A 22248-nucleotide genomic window follows, 5' to 3' on the forward strand; every position below is an offset into this window, starting at 1 on the left:
GACGACGGACAGCAACTGCCCGACGTGCTGCAGGTGGCGAACACGCGCAAGCGGCTGCTGGCTGACCGGGGCTATGACAGCGCGGCTAACCGTCAGACGCTGCAGCAGCACGGGCTGGCCGACGGCATCGCACGCCGCGCCAAGCCGGGGCAGACGGCCAAGGTTCGGTTCAAGCAGCGCAACAAGACGATCAACCGCACGCGGGCACGGGTCGAGCATGTGTTCGCGGCGCTGAGCCAGCAGGGCGGCAAGTGCGGGCGGGCGATGACGCTGGCGCGCAATGCGCTGGCGATCACGCTGCAGTGCGTGGCCTACAACGCGCGCAGGCTGGTGTGGTGGGGCTTGAGCGCAGGTGCGTCCGCACGGCCCGCGTGAGGGGTAAAACCCCGTCGCGGGGCACCGCGACGGCGGGGGCAGCGGGTGGCCGCCGGCATCCACTGCGCGTCTGCGCTGGAATTGTCCGGACGCAGGCCGGGTTCAGAACTGCCGGGCCGGTTTCTGGAAGTGCCCTTCAGGGACCGAACACCTAGGCTGGCAACGACACGAGAACCACGCCGATGACGAGAAAGCCTGTGAATGCGATGGACATGTGGGCAAAGACCAGCCCTTCGGGCAGCGGCTTCTGCCTCCAGTGGTAGCCCAGGTTCAGCACCACACCAGTACCAGCTGCGACCAGCAGGGCAACCAGACCAACCGAAGCCGCCTTTGAAGCCGTGAGGTTCACCAAGCCGAAGGTGAGCAAGGTGAGTGCGGCTACTGCGGCGAAGCCATGCAGTTTTGCCAGCCATGGCGGTGATTGCCTGTCGCTGCCGAAGCGTATGGCCGCCATCACAAGCCCGCTCACGAAGGCGACAGTGAGCAACGTGATCACCACACGAGAAATTGACTGTACGTCCAAGCAGCAGCTCCTGGGTCAAGGCACGGGCCTCGACAACAACAATTCCCATAGCTTAATCGCCCAGTGGTTGCCACTCCATCGGGCACCGACGGCTTGAGCACGGCTACGTCGCTCAGCGACAGCGGTAAACCGGTGTTGCTTGGGCACTGACCGCCTTGTAGCCGCATCCGGCCTACATCTCGAAGCCGCGTGACAGTCACTGCACCCACTTCGCTTGAGCGGCGCCCTCTGCCCGACGATCTTGCCCTTGTTCCACAGCTCGCGATGAGTGGCATTGACAGTGGGTCCCATGATGGCCTCCCATCGAGTTGAGGGGTGCTCAGGTTGACCCTCTGGGGAGCTGCGTCGCGGATGCGCGTCAATCCACCGCCCGGGCGGTGGGCTGGATCTGCCGGGCAGATTCCTGGCGGCCTCCAGAACAAACGCTCGCGGCACAAAGCCGCCGTGCTGGTGCGTTGGCAGGATGACCTGACCGCTTCTGCTTAGGTTTGTGGGACGCCTCGCTGCGCCGACGCCTGACGCAGGGCCTCGACCACCAGGCCCAGCGCGGGGGACGCACTGCGGCTGGCGTAGTAGGCGTGGTAGCCCGGAAAGATCTGCGACCAGTCGTCCAGCACAGACACCAGACGCCCTGCGGCCAGGTGCTCGCCGACGGCATCTTCGGGAACCCACGCCAAGCCGTGTCCGCCCAACGTCGCAGCGACGACCAGGTCGCTGGCATTGAAGACCAGGCGCCCGGTGACGTGCGCGTTGAGGCTCTTGCCACGTTGCTTGAACTCCCACGGAAGCAACCCGCCGTGAGAGGGCAGTCGCAGGCCGATGCAGTCGTGCTCGGTGAGGTCCTGCGGCGCTTGCGGCAGGGCATGGCGCTCGAAGTAGCTTGGGCTGCCGACCACGACCAGGCGCATGTCCGGCGCGATGCGCACCGCGATCATGTCCTTGGCCACATCGCCACCCAGACGCACGCCGATGTCGAAGCGCTCGGCCACGATGTCGATGAAGCGGTTGTCGCTGCTGATCTCGACCTTGATGTCCGGGTACTTCGGCAGCCACGGCAGCAGCCTGGGCCAGAGCAGTGTCCGCACGGCATGCTCCGTGGCCGTGATGCGGATGGTGCCGGCCGGCTTGCCACGCAGCTCGCCGAGCACCGCCAGCTCGGCCTCGATGTCCGCCAAGCGTGGGCCCACCGTTCGGTAGAGCCGTTCTCCCGCCTCGGTGGGCGATACGCTGCGGGTGGTCCGGTTCAGCAGCTTCAGGTCGAGCCGGCGCTCCAGCGCGCGCACGGTCTGGCTCAGGGCCGACTGGGTCACGCCCATCTGCGCAGCCGCTTGGGTGAAGCTGCCCAAACGCACGACGGCGGCGAAGGCAGCCAGATCATCGAACCGTGCCATTGATTAGCTTTGCTTATAACTTCATGTCGGTCCAGCAGTCTAGTCATGTAGTCTTCCGCTGCCTAGAGTTCTCACCATGGAACCAAGACAAGGAATCATCAGTATGAAAACCCGTCCACTCGGCCGCAGCGGCCTCACCGTCTCAGCGCTAGGACTGGGCTGCATGGGCCTGAGCTACGGCTACGGCCCCGGCGTGGACCGGGCGGCGGGCGTGCAGCTCATCCGCCAGGCGGTCGAGCGCGGCGTCACCTTCTTCGACACTGCCGAGGCCTACGGCGCGCTGAACGAGGAAATGGTCGGCGAGGCCCTGGCCCCTGTGCGCGACCAGGTGGTGATCGCCACCAAGTTCGGCTTCAAGGACGGCGACGTGAACCGCGGTCTGGACAGCCGACCCGAGCGCATCCGCGCGGTGGTCGAGACGTCACTGCGCCGCCTGCGCACCGACCGCATCGACCTGCTCTACCAGCACCGCGTGGACCCGAGCGTGCCGATGGAAGACGTGGCCGGCGCGGTGAAAGACCTGATCGCCCAGGGCAAGGTGCGCCACTTCGGGCTGTCCGAAGCGGGGGTCGAGTCGATCCGCCGCGCGCATGCGGTGCAGCCCGTCACCGCGCTGCAAAGCGAATACTCCTTGTGGTGGCGCGAGCCCGAGCAGGCGGTCCTGCCGGTGCTGGAGGAACTGGGCATCGGCTTCGTGCCCTTCAGCCCGCTGGGCAAGGGCTTCCTGACCGGCGCGATCAGTGCCGCGACCGAGTTCGCGAAGGAAGACTTCCGCAACGTCGTGCCGCGCTTCTCGCCCGAGGCGCGACAGGCGAACCAAGCCCTGATCGACGCATTGACCGTCATCGCCCAGACCAAGGGCATCACCTTGGCGCAGGTGGCACTCGCGTGGCTGCTGGCGCGCCAGCCGTGGATCGTGCCGATTCCGGGCACGACCAAACCGCACCGCCTGGAAGAGAACCTGGCTGCCGCCGACGTCGAACTCGATGCTGCGGACCTGCAGCGCATCGCCCAGGCCCTGGCCGGCATCACGATCGAAGGCGCGCGCTACCCCGCTGCACTGGCCGGCCGCGTCGGCCGCTGACCACCCTGAGGACCCATCGCGTCAAAAGCTACGCCGCCCACTGGCCGATTGGGCGTGATTGAGGTCGGCCCCGAGGTCACACGCTTCCAGGCCGGCGACCGCGTCGGCGTGGGCTGCCTGGTCGATTCATGCCGCCACTGCAGGGTCTGCGGCAAGGGCTGGGAGCAGTACTGCGAAAACGGCGCCACCTACACCTACAACCACGACGATCCAGTCGATGGCACACGCACCTACGGTGGCTACAGCGAGAAGGTCGTCGTGGCCGAGCACTTTGTGCTGAAGGTACCCGATGCACTCGACCTGGCCGGCGCCGCGCCACTGCTGTGCGCCGGCATCACCACCTACTCGCCGCTGCGCCACTGGAATGTGCAGCCCGGCAGCCAGGTCGCCATCGTCGGACTGGGGGGCCTGGGCCACCTGGGCCTGAAGCTGGCCAAGGCCATGGGCGCGGAGGTCACGCTGTTCAGCCGCAAGGCGCTGGTCGGCTCGCTGACCGGCGGCATCGCCGAGACGCAGGAGATGCTGGACTTCTGCGTGCGGCACGGCATCCATTCCGACGTCGAGGTCATCCGCATCCAGGACATCAACGAAGCCTTCGAGCGGCTGCTCAAGGCCGATGTGACGGCATGCGCGCGAAGAAGCTGGCCGTGCGTGCTGGTGCGCCGCGACCTGAATGAACTGCCGGCGCGCGAATACCAAGAGACGCTCAGGTGGCAAGAGGGTTCGCGGGAGCTGCAAATTCACCGTCAAGGTTGGGCGGCGACCCGATGGTCGGACGGCTCACAGGCCACCCCAGGCATGACGCCGTGGCGACCGGTGTCCAAAAACCCAAGGCCGCGCCGGCCCAGGCCAAGCTGGTGCCGATGAGGGCGTAGGACAGGGGCAGCACGCAGGGCGAGAGGGTCGAGAGCCCCCCCGCCAGCAGACCGAACCCATAGGAGGCGAGGCCAAAGTCCATGCTCAGTGGACCGTCTTCTTCACCAACTCTTCGATACCGGCCTTGGTGGTGTCACCGACCGAGCGGCCAATCTCCTTGTCACCCTTGTAGGCGATCAGCGTGCTTTGCATGCCGACCTTGTAGTGCTTGAGCAGCGGCTTGTCGGCATCGAAGTCGATGACCAGGGTGGTCACATCCTTGTAGGTGGGCTGTCCCATCAGCCCGTCGATGATGGATTTTTGCGCCTTGCAGGTCGGGCACCAGCCAGAGCTCTCCCGCTCCGACCAACAAGTTGACAGTGACTTCCTAGCCTCTCACCACCGGACCTTCGCCCAGCGCCCAGCAAACGTCCCACTGCGGTCTGGATCAAGGGCAGACTCCTGTCTGCCAAGCGGGCTGCTCGCAGCCAGGCCTTTGCGGCCAGGGCCCTCGCAAGGGGGGCCCGACAGTTCGGCATCACGATGCGCTCCTTCACCAGCCGTTGACGCTGCCGACGTAAAGCCAGATGGACTCGATGGTCTCCGGCTTGACGATCCCGCCCCACGCCGGCATCTGTCGCTTGCCGTTCGTCACCGAATTCAGGAAGCGATCCTTCTCGTCCCTGGGAAAGGTGCGTAAATCGAAGTAGGCGCTGCTGGTGGCGACCAGGTTGATGCCATGGCAGCGGGCGCAGGTGCTGGTGTACGCGCGCCGACCGGCTTCAGCGCTGGGCATCGGTACCGAGACCGGTGCCGATGCCGAAGGCTCTGCCGGCATGACGCCCTGGGCCTGAACATGAAAGGCTGCCGCCAAGGCGGCAGCCAGGATGGCGAACCGTTTCATCGGGGCAGTGCAAAGGTCCACAGCGAGCTGCCAGCAGGAACATTGGCCAGCTCCGGATCTCCTGCCAGGGCACCGTACACCGTGGCCGCGCCACTGGTGACGGTGATGTACTGGCGGCCATCCTTCTCCCAGGTGATCGGCAGGCCGGTGATGCCCGAGCCAGTCTGGAAACTCCACAATTCGCGGCCGTTCGTGGCATCGAACGCCTTGAACTCGCCCGTCTGGGTGCCGGTGAACACCAGGCCCGGCGCCGTCGTCAGCACACCGGCCCAGTTCGGCGACTTCAGCAGCACCTCCCACGCCTTCTTGCCGCTCGCCGGATCCCAGGCCACCAGCGCACCGCGGTTGCCGTCAGCGGGTCCGACAAAGCCGGCCAGTTCCAGACCCAGCCACCAGTTCGGGCCACCCGGTCGGTCCTGCTTGGTGTAGCGCACTTTCATGCCGAGATCGACGGTGTTGAAGAAGGCCAGCTTGCGCTTCGGGTCGAAGCTCATCGGCATCCAGTTCTTGCCGCCGTAGGCGCTCGGCCAGACTTCCACGGCTTCCGCCATTTCCGGATTCTTCCGGATGGTCTCGGTCATCGCGGTGGCGATGGGGCGGCCGGTCTTCATGTCGATGCCGGTGGCCCAGTTGACCTTGCGCGCGAACTGATCGGCCTTCAGCAGCTTGCCCGTGGTGCGGTCGAGCACGTAGAAGAAACCATTGCGGTTGGCCTGCATGAGCACCTTGGTCGACTGGCCTCCGATCGGCAGGTCGGCCATGACCAGTTCGTTCACCCCGTCGTAGTCGAACGGATCGGCCGGCGAGAACTGGTAGTGCCAGGCGACCTCGCCCGTGGAGGGGCGCAGGGCCAGTACCGAGTTGGTGTAGAGGGCATCGCCGCCGCGCATGGCCGCGTTCCAGGGCGCGCCATTGCCCACGCCCCAGTAGACCAGGTCCAGATCCGGATCGTAGGTGCCCGTGAGCCAGGTGGGGCCGCCGCCGGTTTCCGCTGCGCCGGGCTTCCAGGTGTCGGCCCCCTTCTCGCCCGCGGTGGCGGTGGTCCAGCGGTGCCACTTGCGGGCACCGGTCTTGAGATCCCAGCCATCCAGGAAGCCGCGGGTGCCGTACTCGCCACCCGAGATGCCGGTGATCAGCGTGTCACCAGCGATCAGCGGGGCATGGGTCATGCTGTAACCCTGCTTGTAGTCGGCAGCCTTGATCTTCCAGAGCTGCTTGCCATCGGCCATGTTCACCGCGACGACATGGGCGTCCAGCGTCGTGCGGTAGAGCACGCCGTCCAGCGCCGCCATGCCACGCGACTGGATGCCACAGCACAGGTAGCCATTGATGTCGGCGGGCAGCTCGATCGGCGTCTTCCACTTCTGTCGGCCGGTGACCGGGTCCAGCGCGATGGTGTGCGAGTGCGTCGCGATGTACATCACGCCGTTGATCAGCAGCGGCTGAGTGGAAGCGTTGGCGGAGCTGTCCAGGCTCAGATTCCACGCTGGCGCCAGCTTGGAGACATTGGCCGGCGTCACCTGCGACAGCGCGCTGTGTCGCTGCTGCCCCCAGCCCATGCCGTAGGTGGTCACGTCGTTCGGGGTCGCCGCGTCATTGCGCAGGTCCGCGAGCGTCTGGGCGCTGACGGACGCTGCCAGCAGTGCCATGGCCAGTGCCACGGCACTGGCGGAGGTGGTCTTGAAGGTCATGGGCTTGTCTCCTTGGTGTCAGGAAGGTGCCAGACATTACGTGCGTCTGGGGCCAGGGCACCAATCCGTGCCTACCCTAGGTCTGAAGTTGTTCCGTTTCGCGACGACTGCCACCCGTCTGCCCGTGTGTTCAGACCGACCATTCCGGCCAGGCAGGCGCCGCGAACGACTCGGCCGGGTAGTCCACCAGCCAGCGCACCTGAGGGGCCAGCTGCTTGCGCCTGGGGTAGACCGCGTAGATGCCCAGCGCGACCGAGCGGTAGCAGGGCAGCACCTCAACCAGTTCCCCGGACGCCAGGTGCGCGCCGACCAGGAAGAACGACGGCCGAAGGATCAGGCCCTGGTGCTGAAGCGCCGCCACGCAGGCCGTGTCCCCGCTGACCGGGTCACGGCGAGCCGCCGGCTGACCAGAGACGAACTGGGCAGGTGGGCGATGCGCACCGCCAGATCGACCAGGCGATCGCCCAGCGTCACGTCGAGCACCAGGCGCGGATGCCGGGCCATGAAAGCGGGCCACAAGGGCGCGAACTGCATGAGCCCGAAGGACACCGGCGCGCTGACCCGCAATTCGCCAAGGACCTCGCCTGCGTGTGCTGTGTCAGCTCGGACAGCAGGTCCTTGCAGCGCTCGTGGAACAGCGCGCCCTCGCTGGTCGGGGAGAGACGCCGTGTGGTGCGCTGCAGCAGCCGCACGCCCAGCCGTTTCTGCAGTTCCGACACCACCCGCGACACCGCGGATTTGGACCTCTGGAGGGCGTACGCCCCGCCGACAATAGGACCGGACCCATCAGAGGTGCTCGGGTGATCCAGTCACTTCAGAGGCGAGATCGCCGTCGGCAGGAACATGTCGGACCGCATGTTCGTGGTCAGCCAGGCAGGCCCGCCCTTCGGGGGCCACACACCCAGCCGGACGGCCTCGGCACGTGCGGCCGACCGGTCGTTGAGGCTGGCCGCCGGCCAGATGTGCGTGAAGCGCGGTGTGCCGTCGAGCGCGTACATCGCCACCAGACAGGGCGAGACCGCCGAACGGGCAGGCATGGCCGCTTCCCACGCCTCGATGGTGGGCTGCAGGCCGCCGATCTTGTACTCGTAGGTGCGGATCTCGTAGATCGGCCCGAAAGCGCCCGGCTCGATCGGCGCCATCCACGGGAAGCCCCGGTAGCTGGCCATGTCCAGCGCCGTCAGGTACTCGCTGCAGCCGAAGGGATTGGCACTGAACAGGCCACGCTGGCGTTCCTGGTCGAGCGCGGTCTGGTCGTCGAAGCGGCGCAGCACGGCGATCTGGTTGAGCGCCCCCACGTCCGAGAACCAGCAGCCCATCAGCATGCCAACGGCCTCCGGCGCGTGGACATAGGCATCGATGGCGGCGACCGCGGCGTTCAGGGTGCCCAGCCGGATGGTGAGGGTGGCGAGTTCGTAGTGCATGGGTCAGTGGTCTTTCATGGAGAGATCGGGGAGATCGGGCAGGCACACGCCGGCCGCGTGGTGCCCGGCGATGAATCCGAAGGTCATGGCCGGGCCGAGCGTGATGCCGCCGCTGGGATAGCGCCCGCCCATGACGCTGGCCATGTCGTTGCCGGTGGCGTAGAGGCCGGGGATCGGCGCGCCACGGCCATCGAGCACGCAGGCGCTGGCGTCGGTGCGCAGCCCGGCGAAGGTGCCGAGACTGCCGGGCACGGTGCGCACGGCATAGAACGGTCCGTGTTCGATGGGCGCCACGCAGGGGTTCGGCTGCTGCGCGGCGTCGCCCTGGAGGCGGTTGTACGGAGTCGATCCACGGCCGAAGGCGGGATCGCGGCCGTGGCGGGCCTCGACGTTGAAGGCCTCGACCGCGGCCCGCAGCCCATCCGCATCGATGCCGCAGGCGATGGCTAGCGCGGCCAGGTCCCGCCCGCGCTGCAGGTAGCCCGAACGCAGCGACGGCCCCAGCGGCATCGGCGCTGGCTTGGCGTGGCCGAGTCCGTAGCGGCGGATGAAGCGGTGGTCGCACACCAGCCACGCCTGGACCGGCTCCCCTGGCGCGACCGCGGAAAACAGCGCAGCCATGAAGTCGTGGTACGGCCCCGCCTCGTTGACGAAGCGCCGCCCGGCCCGCGTCACCGCGATCAGACCCGGCTTGCCGCGCTCGATCAGGTGCGGGAAGTGCCCCGTGCTGCCATCGGACCGCGGCACCAGCGACACCGGCGCCCAGGCACCCGCGTGCGGCAGGTCGGTGCGCACGTGCGCACCGACGGATTCACCCAGGCGCAGGCCATCACCGGTGTTCTCGGGCGGTGCGGCAGACCAGTGTTCTCGACCAGTGGGGGCGTGCGGGAACAGATCCCGCCTCCGTTCGCGATCGTGCGGAAAGCCGCCGCAGGCCAGCACGACCCCCCGCTCGGCGCGGACCTCGGTCTCGCGCCCCTGCACGGACCCCACCACGGCGCCGACCACCCGCCCACCCTCTTCGAGCAGGCGCAGCACGGGAGAGCACACCCGCAGGTCCACCCGCCGGTCCAGCGCCGATTTCGCCAGCCGCGCCACCAGCGCGTTGCCGGCGACGAGGTGCATGCCGCGGCGGTACAGCACCAGGTCCAGGAGATGCCGCGTGACACGCCGGGTGGCGTGGACCAGCGACGGCCAGGCCTGCATGGCATGGAGGAAGTGCCGCAGGTCCGCCCCGGCCGCGATGCCCATGCCCCACAGCGAGACCAGATCCAGCGGCCGCCGCAGGTCTGCCAGATGCGGACCCAGTTGCCGTGCGTCGAACGGCGCGGCGCACACCGATCGACCACCCAGGGCAGCGCCGGGCGTGTCGCCATGGAAATCGGGCATGCCGTTGCCGTCGATGAACTGCAGCGCCGTGCGGTCGCGGAAAAATTCGACCATGCGCGGACCGTGGTGCAGGAAGGCGTCGATGCGGTCCGGGTCGTACTGGTCGCCCAGTTCGTGGCGCAGGTAGCGGCGCGGCGCGTCGATGTCTTCGCGGATGCCCGCTTCCACGGCCAGCGGATTGCGCGGGATCCACATCCAGCCGCCGGACCAGGCAGTCGTGCCACCGTAGACCGGGGCCTTTTCGACCACGACCACGCGCAGGCCCAGCTCGGCCGCCGTCACCGCCGCCGACAGCCCGCCTGCGCCGGAGCCGACCACCAGCAGGTCGCAGTGCGTTGCCGGGGCTGGAGAGGTCACGCCAGCGGCCCCTCGGCAACGAGGAATTCGACCATCAGCTCGCACACCGCGGCGAACATGCCCCCACCGACCTGCGTGCGGCAGCCGAGGTCGCGCGCGGCCTGCACCAGCGGCGTGACGGCGGGTGCGGTGATGACGTCGCCGACGAACATGTCCACAGCGAGGCGCTGCACCTGCACCGGCCATGGATCGTCCGCCCGCATGCCGCACCATGAAGCGTTGACCACCACGTCGAAGCCGCTCGGGTCATCGCTGCCGACACGGGCACGGGCTCCGAGCCGACCGACCAGCGCGTCGCGCCGGGACACGTCGGCGTCGTGCACGGCCAGCTCGGCCGCACCGGCTTCGAGCATCGCCTGTCCGATGGCGCAGCCCGCACCACCGGCACCGACCAGCAGCACGCGGGCGCCGTCCAGCACGCAGCCCTCGCGCTGGATCGCCCGCACGAAGCCGATGCCGTCGCACATGTCCCCGTGCCAGGAGCCGTCCACGTTGCGGCGCAGCGTGTTGACGGCGCCAAGAAAGCGCGCGCGCTCGGTGACGGTGCCGCACAGGTCGAACGCGGCGAACTTGTGCGGCACGGTGATGATCAACCCGTCCACATTGCGCGCCCGACCCATGCCGCGCACATAGTCGGCCAGATCGCCGGGAGCGACATGGGCCGGCACGACCACGGCATTGCGGCCGAGGGCCTGCAGGCTGGCGGTGACGCCGGCGGGGGATTTCACCTGGGCGATCGGGTCGCCGACGATGGCAATGACGCGTGTGGCGCCGCTGAGAGGAAACGGAGCGTTCATGGGGCGGTGTGCGGAGCAAGTCGGGCCGCGGCATGGCGCGCGGCGAGGTAGGCGAAGGTGAGGCCCGGACCGAGCGTGATGCCAGGCCCCGGGTAGGTGCCGCCCATGACGGATTGCATGTCGTTGCCGACGGCGTACAGCCCGGGCATCGGCTGGCCCTGGCCGTCGAGCACGCGGGCGTCCGCGTCGGTCTGCAGGCCAGTGGCGGCGCCGATGTCGCCAGGGTAGAGCCGCACGGCGTAGAACGGCGCGGTCTCGATCGGACCGAGGTTGGGATTGGGCGCGCACACGGGATCGCCGAGATGGCGCTGGTAGGCGGTGCGGCCACGGCCGAAATCGGGGTCTTCTCCGGTGCGGGCGTGGTCGTTCAGGCGGGCCACGGTGCGGACCAGTCCGGCGGCGTCGATGCCCAGGCGGCCGGCCAGTTCGCCGAGCGTGCGGCCGGTGACCAGATAGCCATCATTGAGAAAGGGCTGCAGGCCACGGCTTCCCGCGCCCGGACGCACCATGCCCAGACCATAGGCCTGCAGCGCCCGCGCATCGGCGATCAGGTAGGCAGGGATGCTCGGACTGCGCAGGTCGGACTGGAACATCGCACGGCCGAAACGGTGGTAGGAGGTGGATTCGTTGACAAAGCGCTCGCCCGCCTGGTTGACCACGACCGTGCCCGGCTTGGCGCGGTCCAGCACGAAGTGCGGGAACACCGCCCGGCTGCCATCGGCCCGCTGGCGCACCGAGACCGGTGCCCAGAACGCGCTGTCCAGATGGCCCTGCCCCAGCCGGGCACCCGCGGCCAGGGCCAGCGACAGCGCTTCCCCCGTGTGGCCTGGCGCGCCGGGAGTGTGGGTTTCGCCGGCCGGCAGCAGGCGGGCGCGCAGTTGCGGATGCCGGTTGAACCCGCCAGAGGCCAGCACCACCCCGGAGCGGGCCAGCACGCGACGGGTCTGTCCCGCGTGGGTCACCTCGACGCCGATGACGACCCCGCCGTCGATGACGAACCGCTCGACCCGCGCCTGCGTCCAGATCGGCACACCGCGCTCCACCAGCGAGGCCAGCAGCCGTCCCACCAGCGCGTTGCCCATGACCAGCCGGGTGCCGCGCGGATGGCGCAGGCGGTCGACGGCGTGTCGGGCGATCAGGCCCAGGCCGTGGCGCAGCGACGGGAGCGAGCGCTTCATCGCCAGCAGGTGCTGGATGTCGGTGCGGTCCACCATCATCCCGCCGAGCACGGTGAACTCCGGGATCGGCGGGCGCACCAGCGCAAAGTGGCGCCCGAGCTGGCGACCGTCGAAGGGCAACGGCTCCAGCGCCCGGCCCGCCAGCGTGGCACCTTCGACGTCGGACTCGTAATCGGGATGGCGCGCATAGGCCCGCAGCCGCACCTGCGACTGTGCTTCCAGCAACGCCAGCGCCTGCGGACCGTGGCGCAGGAAGGCGTCGCGCAGCGCCGGGTGGCCATGGGGACCGACGACGTGGTTCAGATAGGCGGCAGCCTGGGCAGGGCTGTCCTGCGCACCCACCTCCGCGGCGTGGGCGGAGTTCGGCACCCAGACGGTACCCGCCGAAAATGCTGTCGTGCCGCCAACGTATTCCGTGCTCTCCAGCAGCAGCACCCGCAGGCCCTGGAGGGCACCGAACAGGGCGCAGGCCATGCCTGCCCCCCCGGCGCCGATCACGACAAGGTCGGGGTCATCAGTCTGTGCAGCCAGTGTGGATGTCATTGCAGCAATCAAAGTGGAATTCAATTCCATTTTTCGAGTGACGCAATGATACGGTCAAAATCGACACAGTGGAATTCAATTCCACCATCGATCGATCAAGGGTCCAGACCCAGGATCTGCTGCGTGGCGGCAATGGCCTGCCGTGCCCACGCGGTGTAGCCGATCACCGGTGCCCGGGTCTGGCTGGGCACTTCGATGCTGACCATCAGGTCCGACGGCAGCGCCGCAAACAGACCGCGCAGGTCGATTCCGCCTTCGCCCGGCAGCAGGCGCTCGCAGCGGGCGTCATGGACCAGCCCGGCCACGCTGTCCGGCCCGGGCACGGCGCCGTCGCAGATCTGGGCGTAGCGCAGCCACGGACGCGGCAGCGCCGCGACATCGGCCAGCGTGCTGGCCGAGCGACCGAAGTGGAGCGCGTCCACCAGCACGCCTCCGCCAGGGTGGGCCGCCGCGGCGACGATGCGGTGGGCGCTGCGCACATCGGGCACGGCGGTCCAGGGCATGCATTCCAGCTCGGCCGTCAGCCCGAAGGACTGCGCGGCCTCGCAGAAAGCGGCGAAGGACGCGGTCAGACGGGCCTCGTCCGGATCGTCGCCAGCCACGAGCACATGGCGCGCCTGCAACCGGGCGCCCACGTCCAGAAAGGGCAGGAAATCGGCCACGCGGAAGTCCGTGTCCAGCCGCACGACTTCCAGATCCAGGATCCGCACCCCCGTGCCGGCCATGCGGGCCAGCGTCTCGCGCAGCATCGCCGGATCGTCCATCAGCGGGTAGCTCGGCCCGCCCGGCGCGGCCGGCAGCAGGCGGATGCCCGCGGCGGCGCAGCCGGTGTCGGCCGCCAGCTGCACCATCCGGGGCGGCGAATGCGAGATCGCCATCAGTTGCGCCAGCGAGTAGCGGGGATGCAGTGGCGGGGTGGACATCGGCAGCGGCTCCGTCAGGGTCGTGGATCGGGTCGGGCATGGGCCCGGTCGAACAGTGGCGAGGCCGAGCTGACGGCGGCAATGTCGGCAGCGGCGGCGATCAGGTCGGGTGCAAGCGTGTGCAGACGGGCCTCGCCCAGGCGCACCGTCGGGCCGGAGATGGCCAGCACACCCACCGCATCGCGCCCGTTGGGCCGGATGGCGGCAGAGATGGCGCTCAGGCCGCGGGCGTAGGTTTCGATGCCGGTGCCGTAGCCGCGCTGGCGTGCCAGCGCCACCTGTTCCAGCACCGCCTGCACCGAGCCGGGCGCGTTCGGGCCGTACTCGGCCGCCGAGGCAATGCCCTGGCGGCTGACCAGTGCGATGGCGTCGTCCTCGTCCAGCGTGGACAGCCAGGCGAAGCCGGACGAGGTGCAGGACAGCCGGGCATCGATGCCCATGTCCGGGTCGTAGCGCAGCCCCGAGCGGGCGCCCTGCGACAGCCCGACCCAGGTGATGTGGTCCACATCGACCACCGCCAGCCGCACCAGCTCGCCGCAGGACTCGGCCAGCCGGTCGAGCACGGGCTGGCAGATGTCCACCACGCCGGCCGTCTTCAGGAAATTCAGGCCCAGCGACACCAGCCGGGTCGTGAGCATGTAGGTGCCGCGCTCGCGCGACTGGCGCACGTAGCCGTGTTCGCACAGCTCCGTGAGCAGGCGGTGCGCGCCGCTGCGCGGCATGTCGAGTTCGTCGGCCAGCGTCGCCAGCGGGACGCCGTTCACGTCGTTCGCCAACCGTTCGAGGATTGCCAGGGTTCGTGCCATCACGCTGGACATGCAGGGTCTCCTTCAGGAAGGCTGCGAGCTTACCGGCTTGGTCCAACGGAATACATTGGAACGTTTGCCAATTGTTGAATTGTATTCCAGAATTCAGCACCTTCACCGCTGCCCAGCGCCCTGCGCGCGACCTCCCCCATGCAATTCGACCTGCAAGACGAACAGAAGATGCTGATCGAGACGGTGCGCCGTTTCGTCCGGGAAGAACTCAAGCCGCTGGAAAATGCGCTGGAACAGGAAGGCCAGCTCGACGAAGCGAGGGCCCGCGCGGTGCATGAGAAAGCCAAGGCGCTGGGTCTGTACGCGCTGAACATGCCCGAGGCGCTGGGCGGCGGCGGGCTATCGAACCTGGACCGCATCCTGTGCGAGGAACAGTTCGGCCACACCAGCGATTACCTGATCCGCCGTGCGTTCGGCAACGTCTACGAGCCGCTGCTGCATTGCCAGGGCGCGCAGGTCGAACGCTGGCTGAAGCCGACCGTGGCCGGCGAGCGCACCTGCGCCATCGCCATCACCGAGCCGGGCGCCGGCTCCGACGCCGCCGGCATCCGCACCCACGCCAGGACAACCGACACGGGCTGGGTGCTCAACGGCAGCAAGCACTTCATCAGCGACGGCCTGTGGAGCGACTTCTTCCTGGTCTCGGCCAAGACCGGCGAGAAGGAAATCTCGATGTTCATGGTGGACAAGGGACTGCCTGGTTTCACGGTCGGCAAGGACCAGCAGATGATGGGTCTGCGCGGCACGCCGCACGTCGAACTCTTCTTCGACAACGTGCCGCTGGAGCCGCTCGCGCTGCTGGGCCAGGCAGGCCAGGGCTTCAAGCTGGCCATGGGCGCGCTCAACGTGGTGCGGCTGGCGCAGGTCGGCGCCCGCGCAGTCGGCAAGGCCAGCCATGTCTGCGAGCTGCTGGTGGACTACGCCCGCGAGCGCCAGCAGTTCGGCACCCGCATCGGCGACTTCCAGATGGTCCAGCAGCAGATCGCCGACAGCGTCATCGAGATCAATGCGGCGCGCTGGATGGTCTACCACGCGGCGTGGATGCTCGACCAGGGCTTCGACGCCCGCGAGCAGATCGCGATGGTCAAGGTCCACGCCGCCGAAATGCTCGGCCGTGTGGTGGACCGCGCGGTGCAGGTGTTCGGCGGCATGGGCTTCTGCAAGGAACTGCCGATCGAACGCTACTACCGCGATGCCCGCATCTACCGGATCTTCGACGGCACCTCGGAGATCCACCGCGGGGTGATCGCCAAGAGCGTGCTGAAGAAGGGCGCGGCGCTGTTCGATGTCCACCGCTGAGGGCGCCATGCAGAAGAACAAATTCGTTTCCGCCGACGCGGCTGCGGCACTCATCCGCGACGGCGACACCGTGGCGCTGATGGGTGGCGGTGGCGGGTTGATGGAAGCCACGACGCTGTTCCAGGCGGTCGAGCGGCGCTTCCTCGCCACCCGGGCACCGCGCCACCTCACCGTGGTCCACGCGCTGGGCATCGGCGACAAGGCCACCCGCGGCATGAACTGCTTCGCCCACGCAGGGCTGGTGAAGCGCGTGATCGGCGGGCACTGGGTCTGGTCGCCACGCATGCAGCAGCTGGCGCTGGACAACCAGATCGAGGCCTACATCCTGCCGGGCGGCGTGTCGTCGCAGTTGTTCCGAGCCATCGGGGCCGGCCAGCCGGGGCTGATCACGCACGTCGGCCTCGGCACCGTCTGCGACCCGCGGCACGGTGGCGGGCGCATGAACGGGGCGGCACAGGACGATCTGGCCGAGGTGATGACGCTGGATGGCCGCGAGTACCTGCGCTACAAGCCCTACCCTGTCCACATCGCGCTGGTGCGGGCGTCCGCGGCGGACGAGGACGGCAACATCAGCTTCGAGCACGAGGCGGCCAACCTCGACGCGCAGTCGATCGCGCTGGCCGCCCGCAACAGCGGCGGGCGCGTCATCGTGCAGGTCCGGGAGCGGCTGCCGCGTGGCGCGCTCAAGGCCCGCGAAGTGCGCATTCCGGCGGCGTGGGTCGACGCGATCGTGGTCGATCCGGACCAGCGCACCAGCTACGACCTCCCCTTCGATGCGACGCTGTCCGGCGAGCTGACCGGTGCAGCGCGCCTTGCTCCCGAGGCAGTGCACGACGATCCGTTCAACGAGCGGCAGGCGGTGGCGCGGCGGGCAGCCTGCGAGCTGGTGGCCGGTGCGGTGGTGAACTATGGCGTCGGCATTCCGGATGCAGTGGCCAAGCTGGTCGTGCGGCGCGGCGAACTCGACCGCATCTACCAGACCATCGAACACGGCACCTACGGCGGCAGCCTGCTCGACGGCGTGCTCTTCGGCTACGCGCGCAACGCCAGCGCGATGCTGGACGCGCCGACCCAGTTCGACTTCTACGGCGGCGGCGGGCTGGACATCGCCTTCCTCGGCTTCGGCGAGTTCGATGCCCAGGGCAACGTCAACGTCTCGCGCCTGGGCGGTCTGACGGTCGGGCCCGGCGGTTTCATCGACATCGCGCAGAACGCCCGCAAGGTCGTCTTCTGCGGCACCTTCGCGGCCAAGGGCGTGCGGCTCGCCACCGGCGACGGACAGATGCGCGTCGTGCAGCACGGCAGCGTGAAGAAGCTCGTGCGACAGGTCGAGCAGGTCACCTTCAGCGGCCCGCAGGCGCTGCGACGCGGCCAGACGGCGCTCTACCTGACCGAGCGCGCCAGCTTCCGGCTGACCGAAGGCGGCGTCGAGCTGTTCGAGATCGCCCCCGGCATCGACCTGCAGCACGATGTGCTGGACCAGATGGACTTCGTGCCGCGGCTGGCCGAGACGGTCCGGGTGATGCCGGCATCGCATTTCCAGTCGGAGGACGACCGGCTGGGGGCGTTGTCCACCCCCTCCTGACACCCCCTGCCCTGCCGGACCGAGCGGCCCGGCGGGCGCAGTGTCCGTCCAAGCACGCTGGCCATCAGCAGACCCTGCACGCCGCCAGCGCCGCGCCTTCCTCGAACACGAACTGCCGGAACGCGGCATTCACCCCGGTGAGCACGGTGTCGCGGCGCTGCACGAAGCACCAGTCGATCTGCTTGGGCATGCCCTTCACGTCGAGCACCACCATCAGTCCGGCACCCAGCTCGACCTGGAAAGCATGCGCCGACAGGAAACTGATGCCCATGCCGCACATCACCGCCTGCTTGATCGTCTCGTTGCCGGCCAGCTCCATGCCGAGCTTCACCTGAATCGACTGCGACTGCAGCAGGTGTTCCAGAAACTGCCGCGTGGCCGAGCCGCTCTCGCGGAAGATGAAGTGCTCGTCGCGCAGATCAGGCCAGTCCAGCCCGCGCCGATGTGCCAGCGGGTGGTCCGGGTGGGCGACGATGCAGTGCGGGTGGTGGGCAAAGCTGGCGGCCTCCAGGTCGGCCTCCGAGGGCGGGTACCCGGTGATGGCGATGTCCAGCCGGTGCTCCTGCAGCATCGCCAGCACCTCGCCGCGCTTGGCCACCGTGAGCTTGAGCCGGACTTCGGGGTGGCGGCGGTGGAACTCGCTGAGCAGGCGTGGCGCGAAGTAGTGCGCCGTGGACACCACCCCCAGGTGCAACAGACCACGGGCACCACGCTGGTCGGGCTGGCCGGAGGTGGCCTCGTAGGTCGCCATGGCCTCTCCGGCCGCGCGGGCCTGCGCCAGCAGCACGCGGGCGTGCTGCAGCAATTCCTGTCCGGCATCGGTCAGCCGCTGGCGTTGCGGGCGCTCGAACAGCACCGTGCCGAGGTCGGTTTCCAGCTGGCGCAGCTGCATCGACACGGCGGGCTGGCTCATGTCGAGCTGCTCGGCGGCGCGCGAGAAGCTGCCGCAGCTCGCGATGGTCTCGAAGATACGGAGGTGGCGCAGGTTGAGTGTCTTCATCGTGTGGGCTGGACATTGAGGACTTTCCCGCAGTCGAGGCCGCACCTCGGACCCGCGCAGCGGCAGGTGGCGACGCTCGGCAGGGCGAAGCACTGCAGCATAAGATATTCATGATGCCATCCATCAGATTGCATCAATTGCTCCTGAAGAGGTTGGCCTCTACGCTCACGTCCCATGAACACCACCACCTCCTTCCCGCGCTGGGACGACACCCGTGCTGCCACGCTCGATGCGCCGGGCCTGCTGCTGTACCGCTCGAACCTGCTGGGCTCCGACCTGCGCATCACCAACTATGGCGGCGGCAACACGTCGGCCAAGCTCTGGCAGACCGATCCGCTCACCGGCGCATCCGTCGAGGTGCTGTGGGTCAAGGGCTCGGGTGGCGATGTCGGCTCGATGAAGCTCGACGGTTTCTCCACCCTCTACATGGACAAGCTGCGCGCGCTCAAGGGCCTGTACCGCGGCCCGGCCCATGAAGACGAGATGGTCGGCTACCTGCCCCACTGCACCTTCAACCTCAACGGCCGCGCCGCCTCGATCGACACACCGCTGCACTCGTCCCTGCCTTATGCGCATGTGGACCACATGCACCCCGACGCGGTGATCGCGATCGCCGCGATGGCGAACTCCGAGGCGATCACGCGCCAGGTCTTCGAAGGCACGGTCGGCTGGATGCCGTGGCTGCGGCCGGGGTACGAACTGGGCCAGCAGCTCGCCGCCTACGACGCGGCCCATCCCGGCCTGCGCGGCATCGTGCTCGGCGGCCACGGGTTGTTCAGCTGGGGCGACACGGCCCGGTCCTGCTACGAGAACACGGTGGACCTGATCGAGCGTGCGCAAGGCTGGCTGGCGCAGGAGCGCGTGGCCCGCAACGCGCAGGTCTTCGGCGGTACCCGCTTCGAGACACTGGCCGCAGACGACCAGCAGGCGACCCTGGCCCGCGTGCTGCCGGTGCTGCGCGGCCTGTCCGCCGGAGGATCGCCCAAGCTGCTGCACCTGAACACGGCGCCGGAGGTGCTGGAGTTCGTCAACTCGGCCGATCTGGAGCCGCTGGCCGCGCTCGGCACCTCCTGCCCGGACCACTTCCTGCGCACCAAGATCCGCCCGCTGATCGTGCCGGAGGCCGTCTACCGCCTCGGCGGCGCCGCGCTCAGGACCGCGCTGCAAGACCTGCTCGCCGGCTACCGCACCGACTACAGCGCCTACTACGAGCGTTGCAAGCGCCCGACCAGCCCGGCCCTGCGCGACCCGAACCCGGTGGTGGTCCTGCTGCCGCGCATCGGCATGGTGACGATCGCCAAGGACAAGGCCACGGCGCGCATCGCCGGCGAGTTCTATGTCAACGCCATCAACGTGATGCGCGAAGCCAACGCGGTCGATCGGTACGTCGGCCTGCCCGAGCAGGAAGCCTTCGACATCGAATACTGGCTGCTCGAAGAGGCCAAGCTGCAGCGCATGCCCCGCCCCAAGCCGCTGGTCGGCAAGGTGGCGCTCGTCACGGGTGGCGCGGGCGGCATCGGCCAGGCGATCGCCAGGCGCATGCTGGCCGAAGGTGCCTGCGTGGTGCTGGCCGACATCGACCAGGAAGCGCTCGACTCGGTCGGCGCCGGGCTGGCCAAGGCCCACGGCCAGGACCCTGTGCGCGGCGTGCGCTGCGACGTGACGAGCGAGGCCAGCGTGATCGCCGCGTTCGACCGGGCGGCGGTCGAGTTCGGCGGCGTGGACATCCTCGTCAGCAACGCCGGCATCGCCTCGGCGGCGCCGATCGACGAGACGACGCTCGAACTGTGGAACCGCAACCAGGCGATCCTCGCCACCGGCTACTTCCTGGTGGCCCGCGAGGCCTTCAAGCAGATGAAGGCCCAGGGCACCGGCGGCAGCATGGTGATGATCGCCAGCAAGAACGGCATGGTCGCCAGCAACCAGGCCACCGCCTACTGCGCCGCCAAGGCCGCCGAGATCCAGCTCAGCCGCAGCTTCGCCCTCGAAGGCGCACCGCTCGGCATCCGCTCGAACGTCGTCAACCCGGACGCCGTGATCCGCGGCTCGAAGATCTGGACCGGCAAGTGGAGCGAGGAACGCGCCGCCGCCAACAAGATCGACGAGGGCGACCTCGAAGCCTTCTACCGCGACCGCTCGATGCTCAAGCGCAGCGTCTTCCCCGAAGACATCGCCGAGGCCACCTACTTCTTCGCCGCCGAACACCTCAGCGCCAAGAGCACCGGCAACATCCTGAACGTGGACGCGGGCAACCTCGCCGCGTTCACGCGTTGATTCACGCGCTGACCCCGGCAGCCTCCGGACAAGGAACCGCCATGAGCACCCTGATCGACCCCGGCGTGATCGCCGCGCACAACGCGCCGCTGCTGCGCCACCTGACCAACGACTACGCGCACCTGGGGGAACAACTTGCCCGGCGCGGCGTGGACATCGAGACCATCCGTGCCCAGGTCGCCGCCTTCGGCGTGGCGATCCCGAGCTGGGGTGTGGGCACCGGCGGCACGCGCTTCGCTCGCTTCCCCGGCCAGGGCGAGCCGCGCCACGTCTTCGACAAGCTGCAGGACTGCGGCGTGATCCAGCAGCTCGGCCGCGCCACGCCGACCGTCTCGCTGCACATCCCCTGGGACAAGTGCAGCGACTGGTCGGAGCTGCGCCAGGCGGCGGCCAGCCACGGTCTGGCGTTCGACGCGATGAACTCCAACACCTTCTCCGACCAGAAGGGCCAGGCGCACAGCTACAAGTTCGGCAGCCTCACGCACACCGACGCTGCCACCCGGGCGCAGGCCGTGGCGCACAACCTCGAGTGCATCGCCATCGGCCAGCAGCTCGGCTCCAAGGCGCTGACGGTGTGGGTCGGCGACGGCAGCAACTTCCCCGGCCAGCAGCATTTCCGCCGCGCCTTCGACCGCTACCTGGACAGCGCCCGCGAGATCTACGCCGCGCTGCCCGACGACTGGCGGATGATGCTGGAGCACAAGATCTGCGAGCCGGCGTTCTACAGCACGGTGATCCAGGACTGGGGCAGCAGCTACCTCGCGGCCAGCAGCCTCGGCCCGAAGGCGCAGTGCCTGGTGGACCTCGGCCACCACGCACCGAACGTCAACATCGAGCTGATCGTGGCGCGCCTGATCGCCGCGGGCAAGCTCGCCGGCTTCCACTTCAACGACAGCAAGTACGGCGATGACGATCTGGATGCCGGTTCGGTGTCGCCGTACCGGCTGTTCCTCGTGTTCAACGAACTCGTCGCTGCGGCGCACGAGGGCGTGGCGTTCGACCCGGCCTACATGCTCGACCAGAGCCACAACGTCACGGACCCGATCGAGAGCCTGATGACCAGCACCGCGCAGGTGCAGCGCAGCTACGCCCAGGCGCTGCTGGTGGACCGCGCCGCGCTCGACGTCGCGCAGGACACAAGCGACGCGCTGACGGCGACCCACCTGCTCAAGGCCGGCTTCCAGACCGACGTGACGCCGATCCTGCAGCGCGTGCGGCTGGACGCGGGCGGCGCGATCGACCCGGTCGGCGCCTACCGTGCCAGCGGCTACCGCCAGCGCATGGCCGAAGCCCGTCCGGCCGTCGCTGGCGGCTCGGGCGGCATCGTCTGACCCTGCAGTTCCCAGGTTTCACCCACCGCCGCGCCCGTGCGGCGTTCACCGCGAAAGAGGAGACAACATGACCCACCGTTTCAAGCTCATTGCCGCCGCCGCCCTGTCGGTCTGCCTGATCACGCCGGCGATGGCCGCCGACAAGATCGCCCTGGTCGTCAAGAGCCTGGGCAACGGCTTCTTCGACGCGGCCCACCAGGGTGCGCTCGAAGCCGCCAAGGAGCTCAAGGATGTCGAGATCATCTACACCGGCCCCGCCAAGGCCACCGCCGAAGGCCAGATCGAGATCATCAACTCGCTGATCGCGCAGAACGTCAAGGCCATCGTCATCTCGGCGAACGACCCGGACGCGCTGGTGCCGTCGCTGAAGAAGGCGATGTCGCGCGGCATCAAGGTCATCTCGTTCGACTCGGGCGTCAAGAAGGAAGGCCGCCTGATGCAGCTGAACCCGTCGAACAGCGCGCTGATCGGCGAGAAGCTGGTCAAGATGAGCGAGCAGGTGGCGGG

At 68.5% G+C, this 22248-nt stretch carries 22 protein-coding genes and 1 pseudogene; 8 read left to right on the top strand and 15 right to left on the bottom strand.

The window, feature by feature from the left end:
- The coding region (locus AB3X43_RS13520; protein ID WP_369430382.1) for a transposase at positions 1-375 on the top strand (375 nt) is incomplete at its 5' end.
- 151 nt (positions 376-526) lie between these two features.
- On the opposite strand, the gene AB3X43_RS13525 is transcribed toward AB3X43_RS13520, so the two are convergent.
- Together AB3X43_RS13525 and AB3X43_RS13530 are read right to left on the bottom strand one after the other, a co-directional pair.
- Positions 527-898, bottom strand: coding sequence for a hypothetical protein (locus AB3X43_RS13525; protein WP_369430383.1), 372 nt, complete (start codon positions 896-898; stop codon positions 527-529).
- A 482-nt stretch (positions 899-1380) separates the two neighbouring features.
- Positions 1381-2289: a LysR family transcriptional regulator gene (locus AB3X43_RS13530; RefSeq protein WP_369430384.1), complete on the bottom strand. Its 909-nt coding sequence runs from the start codon at positions 2287-2289 to the stop codon at positions 1381-1383.
- A 103-nt stretch (positions 2290-2392) separates the two neighbouring features.
- Here AB3X43_RS13530 and AB3X43_RS13535 point away from each other — a divergent pair, with 103 nt between their 5' ends.
- Positions 2393-3373 carry an aldo/keto reductase gene (locus tag AB3X43_RS13535; protein WP_369430385.1) on the top strand — a complete coding sequence of 327 codons (981 nt, stop codon included), beginning with the start codon at positions 2393-2395 and terminating at the stop codon, positions 3371-3373.
- 54 nt (positions 3374-3427) lie between these two features.
- Positions 3428-3994, top strand: a pseudogene (locus AB3X43_RS13540) (alcohol dehydrogenase catalytic domain-containing protein); the annotation flags it as partial.
- Between the two features lie 339 nt (positions 3995-4333).
- On the opposite strand, the gene AB3X43_RS13545 reads toward AB3X43_RS13540, so the two are convergent.
- The 12 genes from AB3X43_RS13545 to AB3X43_RS13600 all read right to left on the bottom strand — a co-directional run bounded on the left by AB3X43_RS13545 (position 4334) and on the right by AB3X43_RS13600 (position 14252).
- Positions 4334-4609, bottom strand: coding sequence for a thioredoxin family protein (locus AB3X43_RS13545; protein ID WP_369430403.1), 276 nt, complete (start codon positions 4607-4609; stop codon positions 4334-4336).
- Between the two features lie 172 nt (positions 4610-4781).
- Positions 4782-5132, bottom strand: a complete 351-nt coding sequence (locus AB3X43_RS13550; RefSeq protein ID WP_369430386.1) for a c-type cytochrome — start codon at positions 5130-5132, stop codon at positions 4782-4784.
- Entirely contained in the window at positions 5129-6823 is a 1695-nt protein-coding gene (locus AB3X43_RS13555; protein WP_369430387.1) for a PQQ-dependent dehydrogenase, methanol/ethanol family, read from the bottom strand. Before AB3X43_RS13555 ends, AB3X43_RS13550 begins: the two co-directional genes overlap by 4 nt.
- A 130-nt stretch (positions 6824-6953) precedes the next feature.
- Positions 6954-7184, bottom strand: coding sequence for a type 2 periplasmic-binding domain-containing protein (locus AB3X43_RS13560; protein ID WP_369430388.1), 231 nt, complete (start codon positions 7182-7184; stop codon positions 6954-6956).
- Positions 7157-7357 carry a type 2 periplasmic-binding domain-containing protein gene (locus AB3X43_RS13565; RefSeq protein WP_369430389.1) on the bottom strand — a complete coding sequence of 67 codons (201 nt, stop codon included), beginning with the start codon at positions 7355-7357 and terminating at the stop codon, positions 7157-7159. Before AB3X43_RS13565 ends, AB3X43_RS13560 begins: the two co-directional genes overlap by 28 nt.
- A complete protein-coding gene (locus tag AB3X43_RS13570; RefSeq protein ID WP_369430390.1) occupies positions 7294-7554 on the bottom strand; it encodes a LysR family transcriptional regulator in 261 nt (86 codons plus the stop codon). The genes AB3X43_RS13565 and AB3X43_RS13570 overlap by 64 nt, the downstream gene beginning before the upstream one ends.
- Before the next feature lie 78 nt (positions 7555-7632).
- Complete coding sequence (locus AB3X43_RS13575) at positions 7633-8247, bottom strand: NIPSNAP family protein (protein ID WP_369430391.1); 615 nt, start codon at positions 8245-8247, stop codon at positions 7633-7635.
- Positions 8248-8250: 3 nt separating this feature from the next.
- Positions 8251-9993: an FAD-dependent oxidoreductase gene (locus AB3X43_RS13580; protein ID WP_369430392.1), complete on the bottom strand. Its 1743-nt coding sequence runs from the start codon at positions 9991-9993 to the stop codon at positions 8251-8253.
- Complete coding sequence (locus AB3X43_RS13585) at positions 9990-10790, bottom strand: shikimate dehydrogenase family protein (protein ID WP_369430393.1); 801 nt, start codon at positions 10788-10790, stop codon at positions 9990-9992. The genes AB3X43_RS13580 and AB3X43_RS13585 overlap by 4 nt, the downstream gene beginning before the upstream one ends.
- A complete protein-coding gene (locus AB3X43_RS13590; RefSeq protein ID WP_369430394.1) occupies positions 10787-12511 on the bottom strand; it encodes an FAD-dependent oxidoreductase in 1725 nt (574 codons plus the stop codon). Before AB3X43_RS13590 ends, AB3X43_RS13585 begins: the two co-directional genes overlap by 4 nt.
- Before the next feature lie 95 nt (positions 12512-12606).
- The gene (locus tag AB3X43_RS13595; RefSeq protein WP_369430395.1) at positions 12607-13434 is read right to left on the bottom strand and encodes a sugar phosphate isomerase/epimerase family protein; all 828 of its coding nucleotides are present in this window, start codon (positions 13432-13434) and stop codon (positions 12607-12609) included.
- 14 nt (positions 13435-13448) lie between these two features.
- Positions 13449-14252 carry an IclR family transcriptional regulator gene (locus AB3X43_RS13600; protein ID WP_369430396.1) on the bottom strand — a complete coding sequence of 268 codons (804 nt, stop codon included), beginning with the start codon at positions 14250-14252 and terminating at the stop codon, positions 13449-13451.
- A gap of 138 nt (positions 14253-14390) precedes the next feature.
- Between AB3X43_RS13600 and AB3X43_RS13605 the strand changes: the two genes are divergently transcribed.
- Positions 14391-15551 carry an acyl-CoA dehydrogenase family protein gene (locus AB3X43_RS13605; protein WP_369430397.1) on the top strand — a complete coding sequence of 387 codons (1161 nt, stop codon included), beginning with the start codon at positions 14391-14393 and terminating at the stop codon, positions 15549-15551.
- Between the two features lie 7 nt (positions 15552-15558).
- A complete protein-coding gene (locus tag AB3X43_RS13610) occupies positions 15559-17136 on the top strand; it encodes an acyl CoA:acetate/3-ketoacid CoA transferase (RefSeq protein ID WP_369430398.1) in 1578 nt (525 codons plus the stop codon).
- A 64-nt stretch (positions 17137-17200) separates the two neighbouring features.
- Here the strand turns inward: AB3X43_RS13610 and AB3X43_RS13615 are convergent, their stop codons facing one another.
- On the bottom strand, positions 17201-18136 hold the full coding sequence (locus tag AB3X43_RS13615) for a LysR family transcriptional regulator (RefSeq protein ID WP_369430399.1): 936 nt from the start codon (positions 18134-18136) through the stop codon (positions 17201-17203).
- 174 nt (positions 18137-18310) lie between these two features.
- Here AB3X43_RS13615 and AB3X43_RS13620 point away from each other — a divergent pair, with 174 nt between their 5' ends.
- The 3 genes from AB3X43_RS13620 to AB3X43_RS13630 form a co-directional block, all read left to right on the top strand.
- Positions 18311-20410 carry a bifunctional rhamnulose-1-phosphate aldolase/short-chain dehydrogenase gene (locus tag AB3X43_RS13620; protein WP_369430400.1) on the top strand — a complete coding sequence of 700 codons (2100 nt, stop codon included), beginning with the start codon at positions 18311-18313 and terminating at the stop codon, positions 20408-20410.
- Positions 20411-20451: 41 nt separating this feature from the next.
- Positions 20452-21741 carry an L-rhamnose catabolism isomerase gene (rhaI, locus tag AB3X43_RS13625; protein WP_369430401.1) on the top strand — a complete coding sequence of 430 codons (1290 nt, stop codon included), beginning with the start codon at positions 20452-20454 and terminating at the stop codon, positions 21739-21741.
- Between the two features lie 67 nt (positions 21742-21808).
- Positions 21809-22248 (top strand): substrate-binding domain-containing protein (locus AB3X43_RS13630; protein WP_369430402.1); only part of this gene is annotated, 440 nt, incomplete at its 3' end.

The organism is Sphaerotilus sp. (assembly GCF_041083715.1).
Classification (GTDB): Bacteria; Pseudomonadota; Gammaproteobacteria; order Burkholderiales; family Burkholderiaceae_C; genus Sphaerotilus.

What these genes read in the sequence shown, in the direction of transcription:
- AB3X43_RS13550 (WP_369430386.1), bottom strand. Translation starts at nt 5,132, where the DNA reads ATGAAACGGTTCGCCATCCTGGCTGCCGCCTTGGCGGCAGCCTTTCAT.
- AB3X43_RS13595 (WP_369430395.1), bottom strand. Translation starts at nt 13,434, where the DNA reads ATGTCCACCCCGCCACTGCATCCCCGCTACTCGCTGGCGCAACTGATG.
- AB3X43_RS13530 (WP_369430384.1), bottom strand. Translation starts at nt 2,289, where the DNA reads ATGGCACGGTTCGATGATCTGGCTGCCTTCGCCGCCGTCGTGCGTTTG.
- AB3X43_RS13535 (WP_369430385.1), top strand. Translation starts at nt 2,393, where the DNA reads ATGAAAACCCGTCCACTCGGCCGCAGCGGCCTCACCGTCTCAGCGCTA.
- AB3X43_RS13590 (WP_369430394.1), bottom strand. Translation starts at nt 12,511, where the DNA reads ATGACATCCACACTGGCTGCACAGACTGATGACCCCGACCTTGTCGTG.
- AB3X43_RS13605 (WP_369430397.1), top strand. Translation starts at nt 14,391, where the DNA reads ATGCAATTCGACCTGCAAGACGAACAGAAGATGCTGATCGAGACGGTG.
- AB3X43_RS13615 (WP_369430399.1), bottom strand. Translation starts at nt 18,136, where the DNA reads ATGAAGACACTCAACCTGCGCCACCTCCGTATCTTCGAGACCATCGCG.
- AB3X43_RS13555 (WP_369430387.1), bottom strand. Translation starts at nt 6,823, where the DNA reads ATGACCTTCAAGACCACCTCCGCCAGTGCCGTGGCACTGGCCATGGCA.
- rhaI (WP_369430401.1), top strand. Translation starts at nt 20,452, where the DNA reads ATGAGCACCCTGATCGACCCCGGCGTGATCGCCGCGCACAACGCGCCG.
- AB3X43_RS13620 (WP_369430400.1), top strand. Translation starts at nt 18,311, where the DNA reads ATGAACACCACCACCTCCTTCCCGCGCTGGGACGACACCCGTGCTGCC.
- AB3X43_RS13585 (WP_369430393.1), bottom strand. Translation starts at nt 10,790, where the DNA reads ATGAACGCTCCGTTTCCTCTCAGCGGCGCCACACGCGTCATTGCCATC.
- AB3X43_RS13610 (WP_369430398.1), top strand. Translation starts at nt 15,559, where the DNA reads ATGCAGAAGAACAAATTCGTTTCCGCCGACGCGGCTGCGGCACTCATC.
- AB3X43_RS13575 (WP_369430391.1), bottom strand. Translation starts at nt 8,247, where the DNA reads ATGCACTACGAACTCGCCACCCTCACCATCCGGCTGGGCACCCTGAAC.
- AB3X43_RS13565 (WP_369430389.1), bottom strand. Translation starts at nt 7,357, where the DNA reads ATGCAGTTCGCGCCCTTGTGGCCCGCTTTCATGGCCCGGCATCCGCGC.
- AB3X43_RS13600 (WP_369430396.1), bottom strand. Translation starts at nt 14,252, where the DNA reads ATGTCCAGCGTGATGGCACGAACCCTGGCAATCCTCGAACGGTTGGCG.